At 40.0% G+C, this 19,927-nt stretch carries 13 protein-coding genes; 9 read left to right on the top strand and 4 right to left on the bottom strand.

The genetic code is table 11. The features are described 5' to 3' along the window. A partial coding sequence (locus ACESMA_RS08675) for a DUF4038 domain-containing protein (RefSeq protein WP_372948402.1) occupies positions 1–718 on the top strand: 718 nt, incomplete at its 5' end. A 25-nt stretch (positions 719–743) separates the two neighbouring features. Next, positions 744–2,177: a hypothetical protein gene (locus ACESMA_RS08670; protein ID WP_372948401.1), complete on the top strand. Its 1,434-nt coding sequence runs from the start codon at positions 744–746 to the stop codon at positions 2,175–2,177. A gap of 32 nt (positions 2,178–2,209) precedes the next feature. Here ACESMA_RS08670 and ACESMA_RS08665 read toward each other — a convergent pair whose 3' ends face one another. Genes ACESMA_RS08665 through ACESMA_RS08650 form a run of 4 tightly spaced genes read right to left on the bottom strand, consistent with a single transcriptional unit; the run spans position 2,210 to position 9,479 of the window. Beyond that, on the bottom strand, positions 2,210–2,761 hold the full coding sequence (locus tag ACESMA_RS08665; protein WP_372948400.1) for a chemotaxis protein CheB: 552 nt from the start codon (positions 2,759–2,761) through the stop codon (positions 2,210–2,212). Then, entirely contained in the window at positions 2,758–3,630 is an 873-nt protein-coding gene (locus ACESMA_RS08660; RefSeq protein WP_372948399.1) for a CheR family methyltransferase, read from the bottom strand. Before ACESMA_RS08660 ends, ACESMA_RS08665 begins: the two co-directional genes overlap by 4 nt. Continuing rightward, positions 3,617–5,200: a response regulator gene (locus tag ACESMA_RS08655; protein WP_372948398.1), complete on the bottom strand. Its 1,584-nt coding sequence runs from the start codon at positions 5,198–5,200 to the stop codon at positions 3,617–3,619. The genes ACESMA_RS08660 and ACESMA_RS08655 overlap by 14 nt, the downstream gene beginning before the upstream one ends. A gap of 4 nt (positions 5,201–5,204) precedes the next feature. Next, entirely contained in the window at positions 5,205–9,479 is a 4,275-nt protein-coding gene (locus ACESMA_RS08650) for a response regulator (RefSeq protein ID WP_372948397.1), read from the bottom strand. A gap of 121 nt (positions 9,480–9,600) precedes the next feature. Here ACESMA_RS08650 and ACESMA_RS08645 point away from each other — a divergent pair, with 121 nt between their 5' ends. The 7 genes from ACESMA_RS08645 (at position 9,601) to ACESMA_RS08615 (ending at position 19,651) form a co-directional block, all read left to right on the top strand. Continuing rightward, complete coding sequence (locus tag ACESMA_RS08645; RefSeq protein ID WP_372948396.1) at positions 9,601–11,673, top strand: glycoside hydrolase family 172 protein; 2,073 nt, start codon at positions 9,601–9,603, stop codon at positions 11,671–11,673. Between the two features lie 144 nt (positions 11,674–11,817). After that, complete coding sequence (locus ACESMA_RS08640; protein ID WP_372948395.1) at positions 11,818–12,696, top strand: helix-turn-helix domain-containing protein; 879 nt, start codon at positions 11,818–11,820, stop codon at positions 12,694–12,696. Between the two features lie 153 nt (positions 12,697–12,849). Next, complete coding sequence (locus tag ACESMA_RS08635; protein WP_372948394.1) at positions 12,850–13,401, top strand: hypothetical protein; 552 nt, start codon at positions 12,850–12,852, stop codon at positions 13,399–13,401. A 33-nt stretch (positions 13,402–13,434) separates the two neighbouring features. Continuing rightward, on the top strand, positions 13,435–15,681 hold the full coding sequence (locus tag ACESMA_RS08630) for a carbohydrate binding family 9 domain-containing protein (RefSeq protein ID WP_372948393.1): 2,247 nt from the start codon (positions 13,435–13,437) through the stop codon (positions 15,679–15,681). A gap of 247 nt (positions 15,682–15,928) precedes the next feature. Continuing rightward, positions 15,929–16,270, top strand: a complete 342-nt coding sequence (locus tag ACESMA_RS08625; protein ID WP_372948392.1) for a hypothetical protein — start codon at positions 15,929–15,931, stop codon at positions 16,268–16,270. Positions 16,271–16,273: 3 nt separating this feature from the next. Beyond that, positions 16,274–16,582 (top strand): hypothetical protein, encoded by a 309-nt coding sequence (locus tag ACESMA_RS08620; protein ID WP_372948391.1) that lies wholly within the window; start codon positions 16,274–16,276, stop codon positions 16,580–16,582. Positions 16,583–17,284: 702 nt separating this feature from the next. Further along, positions 17,285–19,651 (top strand): T9SS type A sorting domain-containing protein, encoded by a 2,367-nt coding sequence (locus ACESMA_RS08615; RefSeq protein WP_372948390.1) that lies wholly within the window; start codon positions 17,285–17,287, stop codon positions 19,649–19,651. The last annotated feature ends 276 nt before the right edge of the window (positions 19,652–19,927 follow it).

Here is a 19,927-nt window from a genome sequence, read left to right as displayed (position 1 = left end):
TCCGCATGGGCGTTCGTTTGTTGGCGATTTATATGCGCAGGAAGATTGGTACAACTTCATGGGATATCAAAGCTCGCACAGCAACGCCGAGGGAACAGTAAACTGGATAAACAAAGGACCCATGGCCGAAATGTGGAACAAACTGAAACCCATGCCTTATATTAACATGGAACCCAATTACGAGGAAATCGGATTTCGGATTTTTGCCAAAGATGTCAGAAATGCCAGTTACTGGAGTCTATTTGCCACACCCGTTGCCGGAGTTACTTACGGTGCAAATGGAATCTGGCCCTGGCTGCAGCCCGGCGAACGGATACTGAATCACCGCGACCAGGGAGGAGTTACCGGATGGCGGAAAAGCATCGAATTTCCCGGGAGCATTCAAATGGGCTACCTGGCCGGATTTTTTCAGAAACTTGACTGGTGGAACCTTTATCCGGCAAACGAAATTTTGGTGAACCAGCCCGGTAACGAAACTTACAATCATTGGATTTCAGCGTTGAAATCCCCCGGCGACGAAACCATTGTTGTCTATATTCCTGAAAAAGCAAAAGTTGAATTGTTCAATCCCGGGAGTTTCAAATATACAGCAGAATGGTTTAACCCGGTAACCAATACATATTCACTGGCCGACTTTGGTATGAAAAATAACAGAATAGCGTTTGAACACGATTTTGAAAACGACATGCTTTTGCTACTAAAAAAAGATAATGATTAATGGAGAATAAAAAATCAGAACAATTATGGAAAGAATAAAAGTTTCGTCAAGTGTCAAATACGGTAAAATGGGGTGCCCGTTCATCCTGATTTTGCTGGGATTATTTCTTTTTTGCGGATGCAATAACAGACCTGAACCGAACAATGCTATTCAACCCTGGAGCGAAAATCCATGTTACTGGCAATACAAAGGCGGGCCGGTGATGCTGTTGGGCGCAAGCAGCGACGATAACCTGTTTCAGTGGCCGGCGGAAATGCTGGTGCCGCATCTCGATTCCATGAAATCGGTGGGAGCCAATTACGTACGCAATACCATGAGCGATCGAAATGATCGTGATTTTGAGCTGTATCCGTTTAAAAAACTTGAAAACGGAAAATACGATTTGAATCAGTGGAACGATGATTATTGGCAGCGGTTTGAATTTTTTCTGAACGAAACGGCAAAACGCGACATCATTGTGCAAATTGAGGTGTGGGACCGGTTCGATTACACCCAGAACAACTGGCCGCCGCATCCTTACAATCCGAAGAACAACATCAATTATTCCGAAGAAGAATCGGGCCTGGATTTGGAATATCCCGACCATCCCGGCCAGAATAAACAGCCTTTTTTCTTTACTACGCCCAATCAACGGAATAACGAAATTTTGCTGAAATTCCAGCAGCAATTTGTGGACAAAATGTTATCATACTCACTGAAGCACAATCACATTCTTTATTGCATGGACAATGAAACATCGGGCGAAGAAGAGTGGGGCGCTTACTGGGCCCGTTATATCCGTACCAAATCTGAAGAGGCAGGCAAAAAAGTTTTTCTCACAGAAATGTGGGATGCCTGGGACTTGAAATCGGAACAGCACAAACGTACGTTCGACCATCCTGAACTTTATGATTTCTGCGATATTTCACAAAATAACCACCAGCGCGATCAGGCGCACTGGGACAATTTCCAGTGGGTAAAAAATTACATTTCCGGCCAGCCGCGACCCATAAACACTGTAAAAACTTACGGGGCCGACGGCGGCACCCACGGCAATACCAATAACGGCATCGACGGCTGGTGGCGGCATGTCATTGGTGGAACAGCATCGGCGCGGTTTCATCGCCCGACTTCGGGTTTAGGTTTGTCCGAATTGTCCATGAACTCGGTGAAAGCTGCGCGTGAAGTTGAAAAAATATGCCCATTTTGGGAACTATCTCCCAATAATGAATTGCTTTCCGATGGTGAAGAAAACGAAGCTTACCTTGCATTGAAACCAGGCGAAGTGTTTGTGGTGTTCTTTCCTGATAAAGGAGATGTTGGCCTCGATTTATCGGAATTCAGTTCAAATTTTACCCTGAAATGGATGAATGTGAGAAAAGGGGAGTGGTTTTCAGAAGAAAATGTTGAAGGCGGAAAAATAGTAACTCTGGAAACGCCTGGCGAACTGGAATGGGTGGCGGTTATAAAAAGAAATTGAGGGCAAAAGCTTTTTATCAGGAATTCATTTTTTCAAAGTTCTGTCAACTTTTTAGCCATTTCTTCTAAATCCAGCACAAAATCAGGCTCAAAAAGTTCAATGGCCGATAAAGGCATGGCTTTGGCAAAAGCGGTTTCAGGATTTTCTACAACAGTAGTTCCTCCATATTTTTTAATGGTTTGCAGCCCGGTGGCGCCGTCGTTGTTCGAGCCGGTGAGCAAAATGCCTGTGAGTTTGTCTTTGAATGTCCAGGCGGCAGTTTCAAAAAGCACATCAATTGAAGGCCTCGAGAAATTTATTTTTGGGTCGGTTGAAAGGCTGAATGTGAAATCGGATTCGATTTGCAGATGATAATTTGGCGGCGCAAAATAGACGGTTTTCCTGCGTATGGCTTCTTTTTCTCCTGCTTCTTTTACCTTTCTGTTTGTCTTTTGGTTCAATTGCGAAAGGTAAGTGTTGATTGTGTTGGCTCCAATATGAAGAACGATAATTACCGGCGCTTCAAAACTTTCCGGTAAATTCATCAGTAATTTCCTGATGGCTTCCATTCCTCCGTATGATGCACCAACAACAACTGCTTTCATTTTTCAGTAATTTGAAGTTTTTTATAAATTCTCATTTTTTTATCAAGCATCGAGTAGTTGTTCTCAAAATCGGTAAACCGGAGACTTTCCTTGGTTCCCAGACAAAGAATTCCCCGCTTGGTAAGACTTTCGTTAAAAAGTTTGAGTACTTTATTTTGCAGAAATTTGTCGAAATAAATAAGCACATTGCGGCAGAAAATGAGGTTTACCTCTGCAAAAACACCGTCGGTTACCAGGTTGTGGTCGGCAAAAACAATGTTTTTCGAAAGCGATTTATCGAACAGCACAGAACCATATTTAGACGTGTAGTAATCTGAAAGTTTGGTTTTTCCTCCGGCTTCAAGATAATTTTTTGCGTATAGTTCTATTTCTTTTTTAGGATAAATTCCCTGTTTGGCTGTTTCGAGCACGTTTTTGTTAAAGTCAGTAGCATAAATTTGTGTTCGCTGAAGCAAACCCTCTTCCTGCAGCAAAATAGCCAGTGAATAAACTTCTTCGCCAGTGGAACATCCTGCGTGCCAAACTTTTAAGCGGGCATAGGTTTTTAAATCGGAAACCACTTTTTTTCGAAACGCCAGGTAAAAATCCGGATCGCGAAACATTTCAGTAACATTAATGGAAAGGTCTTGCAAAATGGTGCGGAAAAAAGTTTTATCCCAAAGCACCTTGTTTTGCAATTCAGAAATGGTATTGTAATCGTTTAATTGCAAACGCTGATTAATTCTTCGTTTCAGGTGAGCCTTACTGTAATTCCTGAAATCATATCCATATTTCATAAAAATGGCCTGAAGGAGCAGGTTCAGCTCAATGTCGGAGGTGTCAATTGCCTCCTGATTTTCTTTAGTGTTGTTTGTTTTATCTGAAAGCATTTTGGATTATTTTCCTGATTTGAGCCATTTTAAACGGCTTGCTAATAAAATCATTCATGCCGGCATCGAAACATTTTTGTTTGTCATCAGAATAGGTATTCGCTGTAACTGCAACAATAAATACGGGCTTTTCAACGGCATGGTTTGCTTCGTATTCTCTTATTTTTATTGTGGAACTTATTCCGTCCCATTCCGGCATTTGCATATCCATCAGAATCAGGTCGTAGCGATTCGTTTTAAACATTTCGAATGCTTTCTTTCCGTCGGCGGCAACATCGCACGAAATTCCCATTTTTTGCAAAATAGCCTGGGTAATGCGCTGATTGACCGGGTTATCTTCAGCATATAAAATTTTGGTGTTTTCAGGAATTATTATTTCGGGTTCTTCCTCACCATCCTGACTTTCGGGGTTGTATCCGAAATTAAGTTTGAACCAAAATTCCGAACCTTTGCCGGGCTCACTTTCAATACCAATTTCACCTCCCATCAGATGAACAAGGTTTTTGCAGATGGCAAGACCAAGGCCGGTTCCTCCGTATTTTCGTTCTGTTGATTCATCGGTTTGCGAAAACACTTTAAACAGTTTTTTCTTGTTTTCTTCAGAAATGCCAATGCCAGTGTCAATAACTTTAAACAAAAGTTCGGTTTTGTTGATGTTTTTATTTAGAGGTGCGATTTCAATTTTTACACTTCCCTCTTTGGTAAATTTGATGGCGTTGTTTACCAGGTTTATCAAAATTTGATTTAACCTGTGCGGGTCGCCAAACAACATGTCGGGAATATTTTTGTCAATTTTGGCAGAAAGGTTAATTCCTTTTGTTTGCGCCCTGAATTGTAATAACTTTACAATGGTGTTTATTACTTTGGAAAGCCTGAATTCGATGTTTTCAATTTGAATCTGGCCAGCTTCAATTTTTGAAAAATCAAGAATGTCATTAATAATATTCAATAGGTTTTCGCCCGATGAGGAAATAATTTCAACAAGATTTTTCTGTTCGGGTTTCAGTTCTGTTTCTTCCAGTATTTTTGAAATTCCGATAACGCCATTAAGTGGTGTCCGTATTTCGTGCGACATATTGGCCAGAAAAATGGATTTGGCCTGTGTGGCTTTTTCGGCTTTTGTTTTTTGAATTTCGAGTTCCCGGTTGTTTTCTTCCAGTTTTTGGAGCAAATCTTTCAGTTCTTCCTGGCGGGAATACAATTCGAGGAAAATTCTCACTTTTCCAATGAGAATTTCAGGAATAATTGGTTTGGGAATAAAGTCAACCGCACCGGTTTCAATTCCTTTAATAATATGCAGTTCGCTCTGATGAATGGCTGAAACAAAAATGACAGGGAGAAACATTGATTTTTTTCTTTTGCGCATAAGCGTCAAGGTTTCGTAACCATCCATGCCGGGCATCTGCACATCGAGGATGGCCATGGCAAAATCTTCTTTTTGCGTTTCCCTAAGCGCCTCCATACCAGAGGTTGCCCGCACAAAAGTAACATCAAAATCGCCGAGCAGCATTTCAAGGCTTACCAGGTTCTCAACCCGGTCATCTACAATGAGTATTTTTGGTTTCCCCATACAATTATTTATAGAGCCATATTTTTAATAATGATAATAATTTTTGCACATCAACCGGTTTCGATATGTAATCGTTGGCCCCGGAATCGATGGCTTTCTGGTAATCTTCTTTCATTGCCTTTGCCGACAGGGTAATGATTGAGATATTTTTTGTTTCAGGCGTATTTCTAATTATTTTCATTGCCTCGTATCCGTCCATCACCGGCATCATAATGTCCATTAAAACGAGATCGATATCTGAATTGTTTTTTAGCATATCAATGGCCACAGCTCCGTTTTCAGCTTCCAGTACTTCAACTTCCCGTTCTTCCAGAATTTGTGCTATGGCAAACACATTCCGGATGTCATCGTCAACCACCAAAACTTTTTTGTTCTTAAAAGTATCGCCCTCATTTATTTCCTGTGCAACCTGTTGCAGTTTTGGCGCCTTGTTGGCCACCTGATGCAGGAAAAGTGTCACTTCATCCATCAGTCGTTCATCAGATTTTAATCCTTTTATCACAATGGAATCGGAAAATTTTTGCAGTTCACGCAACTCTTCACCCGAAAGTTCCCTTGCAGTATGAATGATTACATTGGGTATGGGCACATTATCCGCTTTAAGTTTGCGGAGGAGTTCGTTACCAGAGAAATCGGGAAGTCCCAAATCCAGAATAATACAATCGAATGGCCTGGCAGTAATCATTTCGTAGGCTTGCTGCCCTGTTTTGGCTTCGTGTAAAACAAGGTCCTTGTTTTTGAACAGCAAATGAATGGCTTCACGCGTTATTGGATCGTCTTCTACCACCAGAATTTGCTTATAATCTGTAAATACATTGTTTTCAATGTTTTTCGAAATATTCCTGAATTTTTCTGATTCCGGCGTGGTGAGTTCTTCAATTTCGTCAAGTATGGAGTCTTCAATCCGGGAAACAAGGTGAAGGGGTAACCGGCTAGTGAATTTGTTTTCGCCAAGCTTTTTCAAATCCACAGAATCGCTGAGGCTGTCTGAGACGATTATGGCCTCTGAAGAAAATTTTTCTGCCAGTTTAATCCCGTCGTTTATTCCCGAAGCCACCAGTACGTTAAAATTTCTGTTATGGCACAGGTCGAGAAGTTTTTGTGCTTTTTCTTTTTCATTGTGAATAATTAAAACCCTCAACCGCTGAATTACAGAATTTCTATCGTCTTCGATAAAAACAGGCAGATTTTCACTTTTAGGTTCCTGTTCAGCTATTACAGGTTCATTTTGCATTTTATATTTTCTGGTGTGTTCCGAAGCTGCTTTTTCGTCAGCCAGGTTTTTGTAGCCAATTCCAACCAGATTGCTGTCGAGGGGCAGGTAAACGGTAAAAACCGAACCTTTTCCCTCGGTACTTTCCACATGAATTTCACCACCTAAAACACGGGTTAATTGTTTGCTTATGGAAAGGCCGAGCCCGGTTCCGCCATACTTGCGCGAAATGCTTCCATCGGCTTGCTGGAAGGCTTCAAAAATATCATCAACTTTTGATTGTGGGATGCCTACGCCTGAGTCTTCAACAGCTATAAAGAATGTATTTTCAGGCTTTAAATCGGGATTAACCAACTCCACATTTGCCGGTGTCAATCCCATGTTTACTTTCACACTGCCGGTGGTTGTAAATTTAAATGCATTGGACAGCAGGTTTTTTATAATCTGCATCAGTCGCTGTTTGTCGGAAAAAACAACTGCCGGAAACCCCTCAGACTGGTTCAATTCAAAAGTTAATCTTTTGTTTTCGGCTACTGGTTTAAAGTTGTGCACTATTTCCAATTTTATTTCTTCGGTGCTCACTTCATCGAAATTGTAAGTCATTTTCCCAGCTTCAATTTTCGATAAATCAAGTATTTCGTTTATCAGTTCAAGCAGGTCTTTGCCGCTTTTGTGAATGATTCTGACTGATTTCAGTTGTTCCTCGCTCAAATTTCCTTTTTTGTTTTCACTCAACAATTTTGAAAGTATGAGCAAACTGTTGAGCGGGGTGCGCAGTTCGTGCGACATGTTGGCCAGAAATTCCGATTTGTACTGGCTGGCCATTTTCAATTCCCGGTTCATTTCCCGCAATTTTTCCTGCTGGGTATTCAGGTTTTTTTCGCTTTCAGACAGAATTTTGGTTTGCTCGGCCAACTCTTCATTGGCTACCCTCAACTCCTCTTCCTGCGATTTCATCTCTTCATTTGCCACCCGTAATTCTTCCTCCTGCGCTTTCAGCTCTTCGTGCCTCGACCTTAATTCCTCCTGTTGTTGTTTCAACTGGTCGTTTACAACCTGCAATTCTTCCTGTTGTGATTTTAATTTTTCATTTCTCAAACGAACCTCTATTTCCAGCTTTTTTATTTCGGTAATGTCTTTTGAAATACCAAATGTTCCAATACATTTTCCGGTTTCATCGTACATTGGAAGTTTGGTTACCGACGTCCAGAGTTCTTCGCCATCTTCGTCAGTTCCCTGCCTTATTTCGTCAATAAATCCTTCGCCTTTTTTTATAATTTCCTGTTCTTCATCGAAATACCTTTTAGCTTCTTTTGGCGGATGGAAATCGAAATCGGATTTGCCTAAAATATGGGCAGAAGATTTTGCTCCAAAAAGAGGAGCCATTGACTCGCTAACCTGCAAGAACCTGCTTTCTGTATCTTTAAAATAAACGTAGTCAGGTATTGTTTTCAACATCGAATCGAGCAGAGCTTTTTCCCTGATTAAATTTTCTTTTATCAGTATGTTTTCATTCAATTCCTTTTGGAGTTCTTCGTCGCGGGCTTTTAATTCTTCCGCCTGTTCCAGAGTTTTATCCAGAAGCTCTTTGTTTCTGAACCGGGCCACTGCAGCGCCAAGATTAACTGAAATTTTTTCGGCTACCAGTTTTAGAAATTCAGTTTTAAGTTCCGAGAATTCATTAACCGGCGCCAATTCAATTACAGCCTGCATCCGGTCTTCGTATTGCATTGGGAGAAGATAAATTTTTTCGGGTGAAATTTCACCTGTGGCACTGTACACTTTAAGAAATTTATCTTTTGTATTTAAAACCTGAAGCTCTTTTTGTAATGCTACCTGTCCAATCAGACTTTCTCCCGGCTGAATAAATTCTTTAATTTCAGAGGTATTTAATCCAACAGAAGCAGTTAGTTCAAAGTGTCCGAGAATTTCATCAAATACATAAACTGCAGCCATTTCAGCTCCAAGGAACCGGCTGAGCCATACAATAATTTTATTCGATAATTCCCTGACCGGATAATTTCCGCGCATTTGGTCGTCCAAATCGTTTATTCCATTTTGAAGCCAGATTTCCTTGTCGTTTTTTACTTTAATCTCTTCAAGCCGGGCAGCCATTTTGTTGAGTGAAATGGTCAGTTCATCTTCTTCCGATTTGGGTAGCAGTTTCGAACTGTAATCTCCTTTCGCAACTTTTCTTGAATAAGCAATTATTTGTTGAAGTCCCACCTGAATTTCTGAAAATGCCTTCGAAAGTTCGCCAATCTCATTGTTCGTATCAATATTTACCGAGGAGTTTAGATCGCCCTTTGCAATTTTTTTGAAATTATCAGCCAAACGGTTAATGGGATTGGAAATGGAACGGGAAATTAAAATGGCAATAAATGTACCGGCAGAAATTAAAAACAATACAATTATAATTATTGCAATGGCCAGTAAACGGTTTATATAGCCGTTCAATGTGTAAATTTCAGAAGAAAATTCCTGCGAAATTTCACGTATATTTTCGAAATCAACCTGGAGTTCTTTCCAGGTATCGTTGGTTTTATCGTTTTTGTAGTTTTCTATTTTAAGAATTACTTTTTCTGTAAGAGCGGAAGCATCGGATGCTGTTTTTTGAACTGCCTTAACCCTGGATGGATTGATTTTGTATAATCGGAAAACCTGAATTCCAAGTTGTTCCACCTTTTTTATATCGTTATCGGCGCCCTCTTTATAAATTTCAAAAAATAACGGAACCCATTCTTCTTTGGGCATCACCTGCAAGAAACTGTCTATTTTTGAAAAGGTAGAAGCTATACTATTAGCCTTCTTAAAATGACCGACTGATGCGTTAAAATGGTTTTCGTCTTCTGACAATTCGTGCTGATAAAAATGCTCGATACCGTAATTAAAATTTTCTACAAAAACCCGTTGTTCACTAACCAAAATAATTAATGTTTGGCTTGTTTTGAATAAAAAATTGGCGACCATGCCCATAATTATTATGCTGGCTATAAACATATAAATCAGAACTGCCAGCTTGGATTTAACATTAAAATCGGAAAAACGCATTTTAAAACGACCCATATTTTAGTCAATTTAGAGTAAGTTTTGTAAACGCCGCAAAGTACATAAAAAATGGAGAATTTTTTTATTATTCTGAATGGTACTTTGTAACTTGCAGCCTGCTAATTTTAATATTAATCCTATGCGCTACCTTATAATTATTACCGGAATTTTAGCTTCCATCGTTATCTCATCATGCGGAAGCAAAAAAGTGACCATGGAATCGTTGCTGAATGAAATGACGAATCGGGAAATATTAACCCGGGTTCCGGAACATTCTTACACATTAAAACAATTCAGCAGTTACGACCGCAAAAGCACGGCGCCTGATGAACCGGGCTGGTTTGCCAACGACGATTACACGCAGTTTATCCGCGAAGAAGAAAATAACGGCAGACGCGAATTTGTCCTTTTCGATGCCGAAGGTCCGGGCGCTGTGGTGCGCTGGTGGATGACTTTTGCCGGAGAAGGTGCTGCCAACGGAACAGTAAGAATTTATATTGATAACCAACCGGAACCTTTAATTGAGGGTGAAATTCTGGAATTGCTGAGCGGTGAAATGTTGGCTGCGGAACCGCTGGCTGCCTCCGTTTCGCCCGAAACCGAATACGAAAGGCGCGGACACAATTTGTACCTTCCGATTCCTTATGCAAAAAATTGCAAAATCACGTATGAATGCGATGCGGTGCGTTTTGAAAACAACCGTTGGCGCCCCAGTATTTATTACAATATATGTTACCGAACTTATTCAGAAGATGTCCGGGTAGAAAGTTTTAGCATGGATGTGATTGACCGGAACCACGAGTTGATTTCGGCTACCGGGAAACTTTTGCTGGCCGATTCTTCAGAACTAAAAGAAAGCGAAATGAAAGGGAAGCAAACCCTTGCTCCAGGTGAATCGTTAACGCTTAGTTTCGAAGGTTCAGGAATGGCCGTTTCTTATTTGACAGCTAAGCTTGAAAGTGAAAACCTTCCTCAGGCGCTTCGTTCCACCGTGCTTTCCATTTCGTTCGATGGCGAAGAAACCGTCTGGATTCCGGCAGGTGAATTTTTTGGAACAGGTTACCAGATTTTCCCCTCGAAAACCTGGTACACCAAAGTTTCTGATGATGGAAAAATGGAATCGTTCTGGCTGATGCCGTTCAAAAAAAATGTGGAAATCAAATTTACGAATTACGGTGAAGAAACAGTGACCGTTGACGCTGCTGCCGGTTTGGACAACTACAAATGGACCAATACGAGCATGTACTTTGGCGCTGCCTGGCACGAACATTATCGTATTCACTCGGCCTCCGACCCAAAACTGGAAAACCATGAGTGGCATTTCGATGTAAATTATGTGGACTTGAAAGGGAAGGGTGTTTATGTGGGCGATGCGCTCACCATTTTCAACACCGCCGATGCCTGGTGGGGCGAAGGCGACGAGAAAATATTTGTGGATGGCGAGAAATTTCCATCGTTTATCGGAACCGGAACCGAAGATTATTATGGTTATGCCTGGTGCCGGCCCGAGAAGTTTACCCATCCGTTTATTGCACAACCCACCGGTGCAGGCAATTTTCACCCGGGAATGACGGTAAATATGCGCTATCGCACATTGGATGCCATTCCTTTTCAGCAGGAAATAAGTTCCAATATTGAAATGTGGCACTGGGTAAAAACCACTGTAAACTTTGCCATGTCGTCGTTCTGGTATGCGCTGCCCGGAGTGGAAACAAACGTGAAGCCCGATGTGGATGCGGTTCAAAATCCGGTTATTTTGAAGCGCTCGGAAATTTATCCGCCGGTTGTGGATGAAAATGGAATAATAGAAGGTGAAAACCTGGATGTTATGCAAGTGCCTTCAGGGACGGCAGGGCCGCAGTCGGGTAATTTCGGCTGGGGCGGCAACAGCCAGTTGTGGTGGCGTTTTGGTGAAACAGGTAGAGAATTGCTTACCCGGTTTATTCTGGAAGAAGACGGCAGGTACAACATTTCGGCACAACTCACCAAAGCGCCCGATTATGGCATTATTCAACTTTATTTGGATGGTCAGCCCATGGGGGAGCCTTTTAACGGTTTTCAGTCCGGCGAAGTAATTACACAAAATGTAAACCTGGGCAACCGGATAGTAAATAAAGGAGAACATATTTTGTCCGTAAAAATTTTGGGAACTGATGCAAATGCCAAACCCGGCAACATGGCGGGAATTGACTGGGTGAAGTTTGAGAAGTAAAATCAGAAGGACTACTTATTCAAAGAAAAGAGAAGATTCATTTTCCTATCGAAACCTGAAAAGAATTATAAAAATATATTTCACTCTTTTGTCTTTAAATAAAAAGTCGTAACTTACACATGATCAACGCTAAAGCTTGTAGTTATGATTAATAAATACGATTTTACGCTCTCCGATCCTGACACGTTTAAAGTTTTTTCGGTAAAAGATATGCTCTTTTTGTACTGGATTTGTCCACAGGTGGACAAGCACCTGCAACTTTTCAACCATTACAATGAATTTGTATTTACCCTGAAAGGTAAAAAAACGTTTCATCACAACGGAAAATCGTGGCCACTGACTCAGGATAAATCGCTGTTTATACGCAAAACAGCCTACACCACCGAAAAGCACGAAATGGTGGGGTGGGAGGTACTGGCTTTCTTTTTTCAGGATGAAATGCTGCGACGGTTCTTCAGCGAATACCGGGAACAACTGCCGGTTAAAAATCTGCCTTCCCCGCCTACCGATATGTTTGTGGAAATAAACATGACCGAAATCATCCGCGGATTTTGTTACAGCATTGTCCCCTATTTTCAGCAAAAAAAACCACCGTCGGAGAACCTGCTTGAACTGAAGTTTAACGAGTTGCTCTTTAATGTTTTTTTGGAGCCCTCCAATTCCGGTTTGCTGGCTTATGTTTTACGTATTGTGGATCAGCAAAGCACACCAATTTGGGAAGTGATGGAAGCCAATTATATGTTTAATCTTACCATTGCCGAATATGCGCGCCTTGCCGGACGCAGCGTTGCATCCTTTAAAAGAGAATTTCAGAAATATTATAAAACTTCACCGGGAAAATGGCTTACCGCCAAACGGCTCGAACATGCAAAAATGCTGATATCAGCAAGTCAAAAAAGCATTGGTGAAATTGTTTACGACAGCGGTTTTGAAAACGTATCCCATTTCAGCCGCATTTTTAAGGAAAACTATGGCGAAACACCTTTGCAGTTCCGTAAGAAACAACAAATGGCATTGGCCTGAATCACCTGGCTCAATAATGAGCTGCAAAGAAAAATAATTGAACTTTTAAGCAAAACTGGTTTTTGCTTTCCGGCTTAATTTTGAAGAGACACTCAGATGAATGTCTATTTAAATGAAAAAAGTTCAATTATTTTATTTTTTAATATGAAAAAAATGACATTACCAATGGTTCTGCTTGCCGGAGCAGTTTTGTTCACCACAGGGCTTTCAAGTCCTAATGATTTGCCACAATCAGAAATAAATCCTGCTTTTGATGAAGCAAAAGAGTTTGATGCCGTTTTGAAAGTGATTGAAGCCGAAACCAATGCATTTTTCTTTAGAGATTATGACAGTTGGAAAAACCAATGGGTTCAGGCTGATTATACTTTTCATTCCTGGAATTTTTCTGACGGGTCATGCGGCGCCAGTATCGGCTGGCAGGCGGTGGATGAAAAAATCGGAAATTACATAAAAACGCATCCTGTGGAAGGCGGTGGCAGCAGTCACCCGGAGGTAAACCGGAAAAACATCCGCTATCATTTTTTAGGGCCCGATGCCGTCCATGTGGTTTGGGAGCAGTACAACAGCACCCTCGATTTAAGTGCATTCAACTTAAGCAATGAAGTCCGCACGCTGGAAAAAGTGAATGGAGAGTGGAAAATTGTCCAGGTCGCGGTTTTCTGGGATTATTTCAATACGATTCCTTCTGAAAAGGCGGAAAGATAAGCTCTGATTTTTCTTGTTAGAATCAATGAAAAAATGAAGTTTATAATTGGATTATCATTTCTGTTACTCACAAAAGTAGTTTGGTGCCAACCTATGAACGAAAAGGAGCCCGGTGCACCGGCAACTGGTGCATTTGGGCAATTGGCTCTGGTACCCAAAATGGAGACTGCAATTCTTTTTGATGGAGTTGTGGATTCACTGGAATGGGGTTCTATAGCTGCTTTGCCTCTTGTTAGCCATTGGCCGGCGTTTTCTGCTGAGCCCGGCACCCGAACTGAATTTCGTGTGGCGTACGATGAAAAATTCCTTTATTTCTCTGCTATTTGCTATGATGATCCCGCCCTAATCCAGCAGCCCTATTTCGAGCACGATAAACTGGACATGACAATGGACCAAATTTCATTGATTTTGGATACTTACAACGACAATGAAAATGCACTGTACTTTTGTTTGTCTCCTACCGGTTCACGCATTGATATAAGTGTCAGAAATGATGCGCAGGGAAATAATCCCAATGATTTATCGTGGAATGCCTACTGGGAAGCAAAAGTTTCTTTAAATGATGAAGGCTGGATGGCAGAAGCACGTATTCCTTTCAGCAGCCTGCGTTTTCAAAGTGAAAATGATTTGACAACAATGGGACTAATAGCCTACCGCTATCGTCCATTTAGTAAGCAATTGGATGTTTATCCTGCTATTCCCAGAGACTGGGGATTCTGGAGTTTCATCAAACCATCTCAGGCACAGGATGTCATTTTTTCAGGAATTCAGAATAAAAGGCCCTGGTTTACTTCTCCTTATGTATTGTCGCGTTTGGGATACTATCATAACCGGTTGTCGGAATCACCTGGATTTGAAAAAATATCCGGCAATAAACTGGATGTCGGATTGGATATTCAACATGCTGTTTCGAACAATCTGAACCTGGATATTACCGTAAACACAGACTTTGCGCAGGTTGAGGCCGATGATCAGGTGGTTAACCTGAGCCGGTTTTCTCTCTTTTTTCCTGAAAAAAGAAGATTTTTCCTGGAACGTTCAAGCATTATGGAATTTAGTTTTGAAAATGATAACCGGTTGTTTTACAGCAGAAGAATCGGAATCAATGAAGGTAAACTTATTCCTTTATGGGGCGGAGTGCGCCTGGTTGGTCGTATTCAAAGTTTCGATGTGGGTGTCATGACTATGCAGTCGCAGGAAAAGTTTGATTTTCCTTCTGAAAATTTCGGAGTACTCCGGTTACGAAAAAGAATTTCGGAAAACAACTCTTATGTCGGCGGTATATTCACATCGCGTACCGATTTTATGGGAAATACCAACCTAACCTACGGTTTGGATGGAATAATCAACCTTTTCAGGGATGACTATTTGAAGGTGAACCTGGCACAGAGCCGGCAATCACAGCAAACTGATTCAGACTCAAATTTTCCGAAAGATCGAAACCGGATTTATTTGCAGTGGGAGGACCGGTCTAATGTTGGATTTAATTACTCGCTGAGTTACTCACAGGTCGATTTGAACTACGACCCCGGCCTGGGTTTTGAAATGAGAAAAAATTTCAAGGCATTTGGCGACCGCATTTCCTGGGGCTGGATTCCTGGTGAAAAATCCGCTTTGGATTACCTGCAATTTACGGTCAATTCACAGGCATACTTTTCAAATACGTCAATCCAATTGGAAACTTTTTTGGTTTCGCCTTTTATCCAACTGGAGTGGAAAAACCGAAGCATCGTGCAATTCACTTATTCCCGCTTCCTTGACAATCCGCCGGTTGCCTTTAATCTTAGCCGCGAAATTGTAATTCATCCGGGAAAATATGTAAATAATGATTTAACCTTTCTCTATCAGACTTCAAGAGTGAAACTCCTCAATTCATCTTTTACATTCAACTCCGGAAATTTTTATGGAGGAAAGCGGTTTTCGGCATCGGTTACTCCTACCTACACCATTTCAAAATACATTACGCTGAATGGGTTTTATGAATTTAACCGAATCAACTTTGAATATTCGCCCGATTATATTTCACATGTGGGACGCCTGAAGATTTCATCTTCAATGAACGTAAAACTAAGCATGAATGCATTTGTGCAGTACAATTCACTGTCACAAATCAGTTTGTTCAATTTCCGTCTGCGTTATAATCCCAAAGACGGAAATGATTTATACCTGGTTTACAATGAAATGTTGAACAATAAAGGAAAAAGCGATCCGCTACTCCCGTTTTCCGATTTCAGGACTATTACGCTAAAATACGTTCATACATTTCATATTGGCAGGTAAACAGGAAGTGAATTTTGTCGCATGGACTTTAAACATTAAAATCCTGTGAAGACGAAATGCGAAAAAGAATTCAGTAACAGAATAAGAATGAACCAATAAGTAAACTTTTTGAACTTTTAAGAAAAACAGAAAAACGGTGTTTGAGCATAAATTTGTTTTGTCGTCATCGGCTCAAACAGTCTGATGCAAAAAGAAGAATTTACAATAAAATTAAAATGTACTACGATAATTAAAAGGAGGAAATGTTATGAAAAAATCAATGTTTTTTGTATTTGCATCCATCACTCTTATGGCATGTGACACTGCAATCGAAGAAGCTGTATCAGATGACATGTTTTTGCTTAAAAGCAAGAGTTTATCTGTTGAGAATTGTGAGAATGTTCGCTTTCAGGATGATTTTCAATTATCAGGTTTCTTTTATTTCGATTTTTCTGAAGTGACAGATCTGTTAGATGTCTTAAAAGATGCCGGCGCCTTTAATGTGCATCCTAAGTATGGTGACCCGATGGCATGGCTGGAAGATGAATTTAAGGTTACCGGTTTCATGGGGGCTATGCCAAACGAAACAACAATTGCCGGTGTCACCTGAGAGTTGGGATCTTTTATCACACATCGTTCTGCTACAAATGAAAAAGAAAATTCTGCGGTCTTCTATCATCTGTTTCATTTTTTTAAAAGCGATGACGGGGCATTTGTTACCTGGGATCATGCCGTACAATCGCCCGTGAAAAACAATATTGCCAGAATCAACAACAAACTGGAAGTGCTGGCAGGAAACGGTATTTTTGAAAACGCAACAGGCAAATTTATAAACAATGGGACGATAGATTTTAGTACTTTAATTCTCCATGCTGATGTCCATGGCCGTATCTGTGGAGATGGCATAGGTAATGGATATTAATTTATGCATGATGAACCATTGCCGGGCTGAAAGTATAAATTGATCATAGAAATGCAGACATAAAAAATGATAAAATTAAAATTTACTGCTATGAAATTATTCATTTCAATTATTTCAACTTTAATTATTTTAGCTTTTTAAGTATTAAATCATTTAAACGCTGCCAGGTTATGGACACCAGACCTTTCAGTCCATGATGCAATCGGGAGGGTCACTGGTTCGAATCCAGTAGTTCCCACAAAAGGTCATCAGTTAAAAATTGATGGCCTTTATTTTTTAAAATTGACATTTGCATCCTTCAAATTTTTTTTCATTATTTTCTTAAAATTCCCCTGTAATGGTATTCGGGTACAATAATTCCTGTTCATTCAAAAATGTTTTGTTAAATAGTCGATAGCCCTTGGGGTAAGCCAATTTGAAGGTTTGAATTTTCTGACATCAGTAATTTTTACCCTTTTAATCAGCATTTTTTACTTTTTGTGTCATCCTTTTTGCACGTTTAAATATGTCCTTTTCCAGTCCTGTTTTACGGCTTTATTCAACCCATGAATAAGGTTTTAAAATCGATTTACCAGTTTGGATCCCATTAACTTAGTTGCATAATATCATGCTTTAATAAAGTTAATGAAAATGAATAGGCTGTTCATAATACTATGGTTAATTTCGGGAGTTTTCAACGCCGTAGCTCAAAAAAATGAGGTAGTGAAGAAAACATTAACGAATGACTTTGTTAACTATGCATCAGGCAATATTAACAAAAAATTTACCGGACCGCCTGAAAAATCAAAGTTGAAATCTGCAGGTTCTGTTAAAGCGGTTTTCAAGATAAATTCAGAAAATTTAACTGAGGATGCACATTCTGCCCTAAACTATGCATTTCAAATTTGGGAGGGTCTTTTTTATAGCCCGGTTCCCGTAAATGTTCTGGTTAAAATGGAATCGATGGATGCCAACATTCTGGCCAAAAGCAGACCAACTTCGTTTTATATGAATTTTGAGGAAGTACTGCAAAAAAATGTTTATTACCCGGTTGCGCTGGCTGAAAAGCTTTCTGGTGAAGATATGAATCCTGGAAATTATGATATTATTTGCAGTTTTAATCAGAATTTGCCGTGGTATTTTGGGACTGATGGAAATACTCCTGAAACACATTACGATTTTGTTACTGCAATTCTGCATGAAATTGCCCACGGACTGGGTTTTTCAGGATTTTTTAAAGATGATGGTACCAATGGTTTTTTGAATAACGGAAACCATGTGCCCAGCATTTACGATTTGTATGTTTTTAACACAGATAACCAGCAGTTGGCCAATTCTGTTCTATTTCCAAGTCCGTCAGTTCAACTGCATAATGCACTGGTTTCGGGCAATCTTAGATTTTTAGCTTCAAACGAAAATGAAAAAAATGCCCGGATTTCAGAAGTTTATTCACCTCCCTACTGGAATGAAGGAGCCAGTATTTATCATTTAACAGATGATGGGGGTTTAATGATGCCATTTGCAGACAAAGGGTTAGCTATTCATCATCCGGGAAATGAAGTTTTGTCTATTTTAAATGAAATGGGTTGGAATGCCCCTGTTTTCGAATTTGAACCTTTAAAAGATTTTGAAGAACCATGTGCTGAACTACCTGTTGAAATTGAAATTTATACTGGAGATGAAACCAAAGATTTTTCGGTTCAAATCATTTCTTCTGCCAATAATTTTGAAACTTCAACTTCTGCAGAACTTACCCGCGCTGATTCTGCCGGGAAATTTAAGGGAATAATTGCTCTTGAATATTCCACCGGAAAAATTGATTATTATTTTGAAGCCAAAACAACAAATGGGAAAACTTATACATTCCCATTCTCTGCGCCAGTTAAAAAACTTACGTTTAAAATTGGCCCCGATTATATTCCACCAGTAATTGCCCATAATCCGCAAAAAATTATTCCCGGAAATTCGGTCGATTTTTTAGTTCATGCTTTGGCAAAAGATAATCTCGGGGTAAATACGGTTAAAGTGGAGTATAAATTTAACGGAGAATTGCAATCTCCTGTTGAGCTTAAATTATCAGGAAAAGAAAATTATTCAGGAATACTCCAGCTAAATAACGAACAGTTTAAAAATGGAAATTTGGAATACCGGATTGTTGCAGAAGATAAATCGGCCAATGGAAATAAAAAATATTCACCATCAGCCGGATTTTATTCGGTCAGTTTTTTCCAATCACTTGAACCGGTAAACGAATATTCTTCTGATTTTGAGACCGGCTTATCCGATTTTGCAGTTGCCGATTTCAATATTTCAAGAATGGTTGGTTTTTCAGATAATATATTGCATACTATCAATCCTTACCCCTTGTCGGCAGTGAAAGACGAAAAATTCAACCTGATTGCGCAATTAAAATACCCGGTTATTTTGCAGGAGGGTGGCGAATTGCGTTTTGATGAAGTGGTTTTGGTAGAACCCGGCGAAAAAGGCACTGACTTTACAAAAGATTTATTCTGGGATTTTGTAATTGTGGAAGGAAGTAAAGATGATGGTTTTACCTGGTCTCCTTTTTCACCCGGGTACGATTCCGGTGCAAATGAAAAATGGGAATCGGCATTTTTAACTTCAACGGTAAACAACAAATCACAGGCCGTGGGCAACCAGAATATGTTTTTGAAAAATATAATTCACCTTACCGATAATACAGATTTCTCCGCAGGTGACACGGTACTTTTTCGGTTCAGGCTTGCCTCAGACCAATCGTTGAATGGCTGGGGATGGGCAATTGATAATCTTGAAATTCAAACAAACCTGGCTACCGACAGCGATTTGATTGTCCAAAAATCAATTCTTGCATTTCCCAACCCGTTTGACAATAAATTTTTTCTTGATTTTTCGGCCTTTGAAAACAGCGATCAGGTTGAAGTTTCGGTAATCGATATTTTTGGAAAAACGATTTATAAAAAAGATGGAGTATTTCCATTGGGCAACCAGGAATCAATCGAATTGTCCGACGCAAAAAGTGGAATTTATTTGTTAAAAGTATCCTGCGGGAAAAATGAATTGTTTACCCAAAAAATGGTTAAGAAGTAGTTTGGCTTTCGCTCGTTGGTAAATCAAAATGTTATTTTATTGATAAACAAAGCACCTGGAAAAGTTAATTTCTGAACTCCTTCTTAAACAAAATACGAGCATTATTTTGATGCTATTCCGGTTTTTTTAACACCAATATAGAAGAGAATTTGCTTTCATTCTATGCACTTTCGGCTACATGCAGCCCTATTCAGCAATTAGTACCTTTGCATCTCTTTTAATTTTTGCCTGTCCCTTATTGGGATGTGGTTTCCCATTCTATTAAAAATTTTTTTA

The sequence above is a fragment of the Mariniphaga sp. genome (assembly GCF_041687215.1).
In the GTDB taxonomy this organism is placed as follows: domain Bacteria; phylum Bacteroidota; class Bacteroidia; order Bacteroidales; family Prolixibacteraceae; genus Mariniphaga.
The sequence above is the reverse complement of the archived record's forward strand: the minus strand, read 5'-3'. Positions and strand labels throughout refer to the sequence as shown.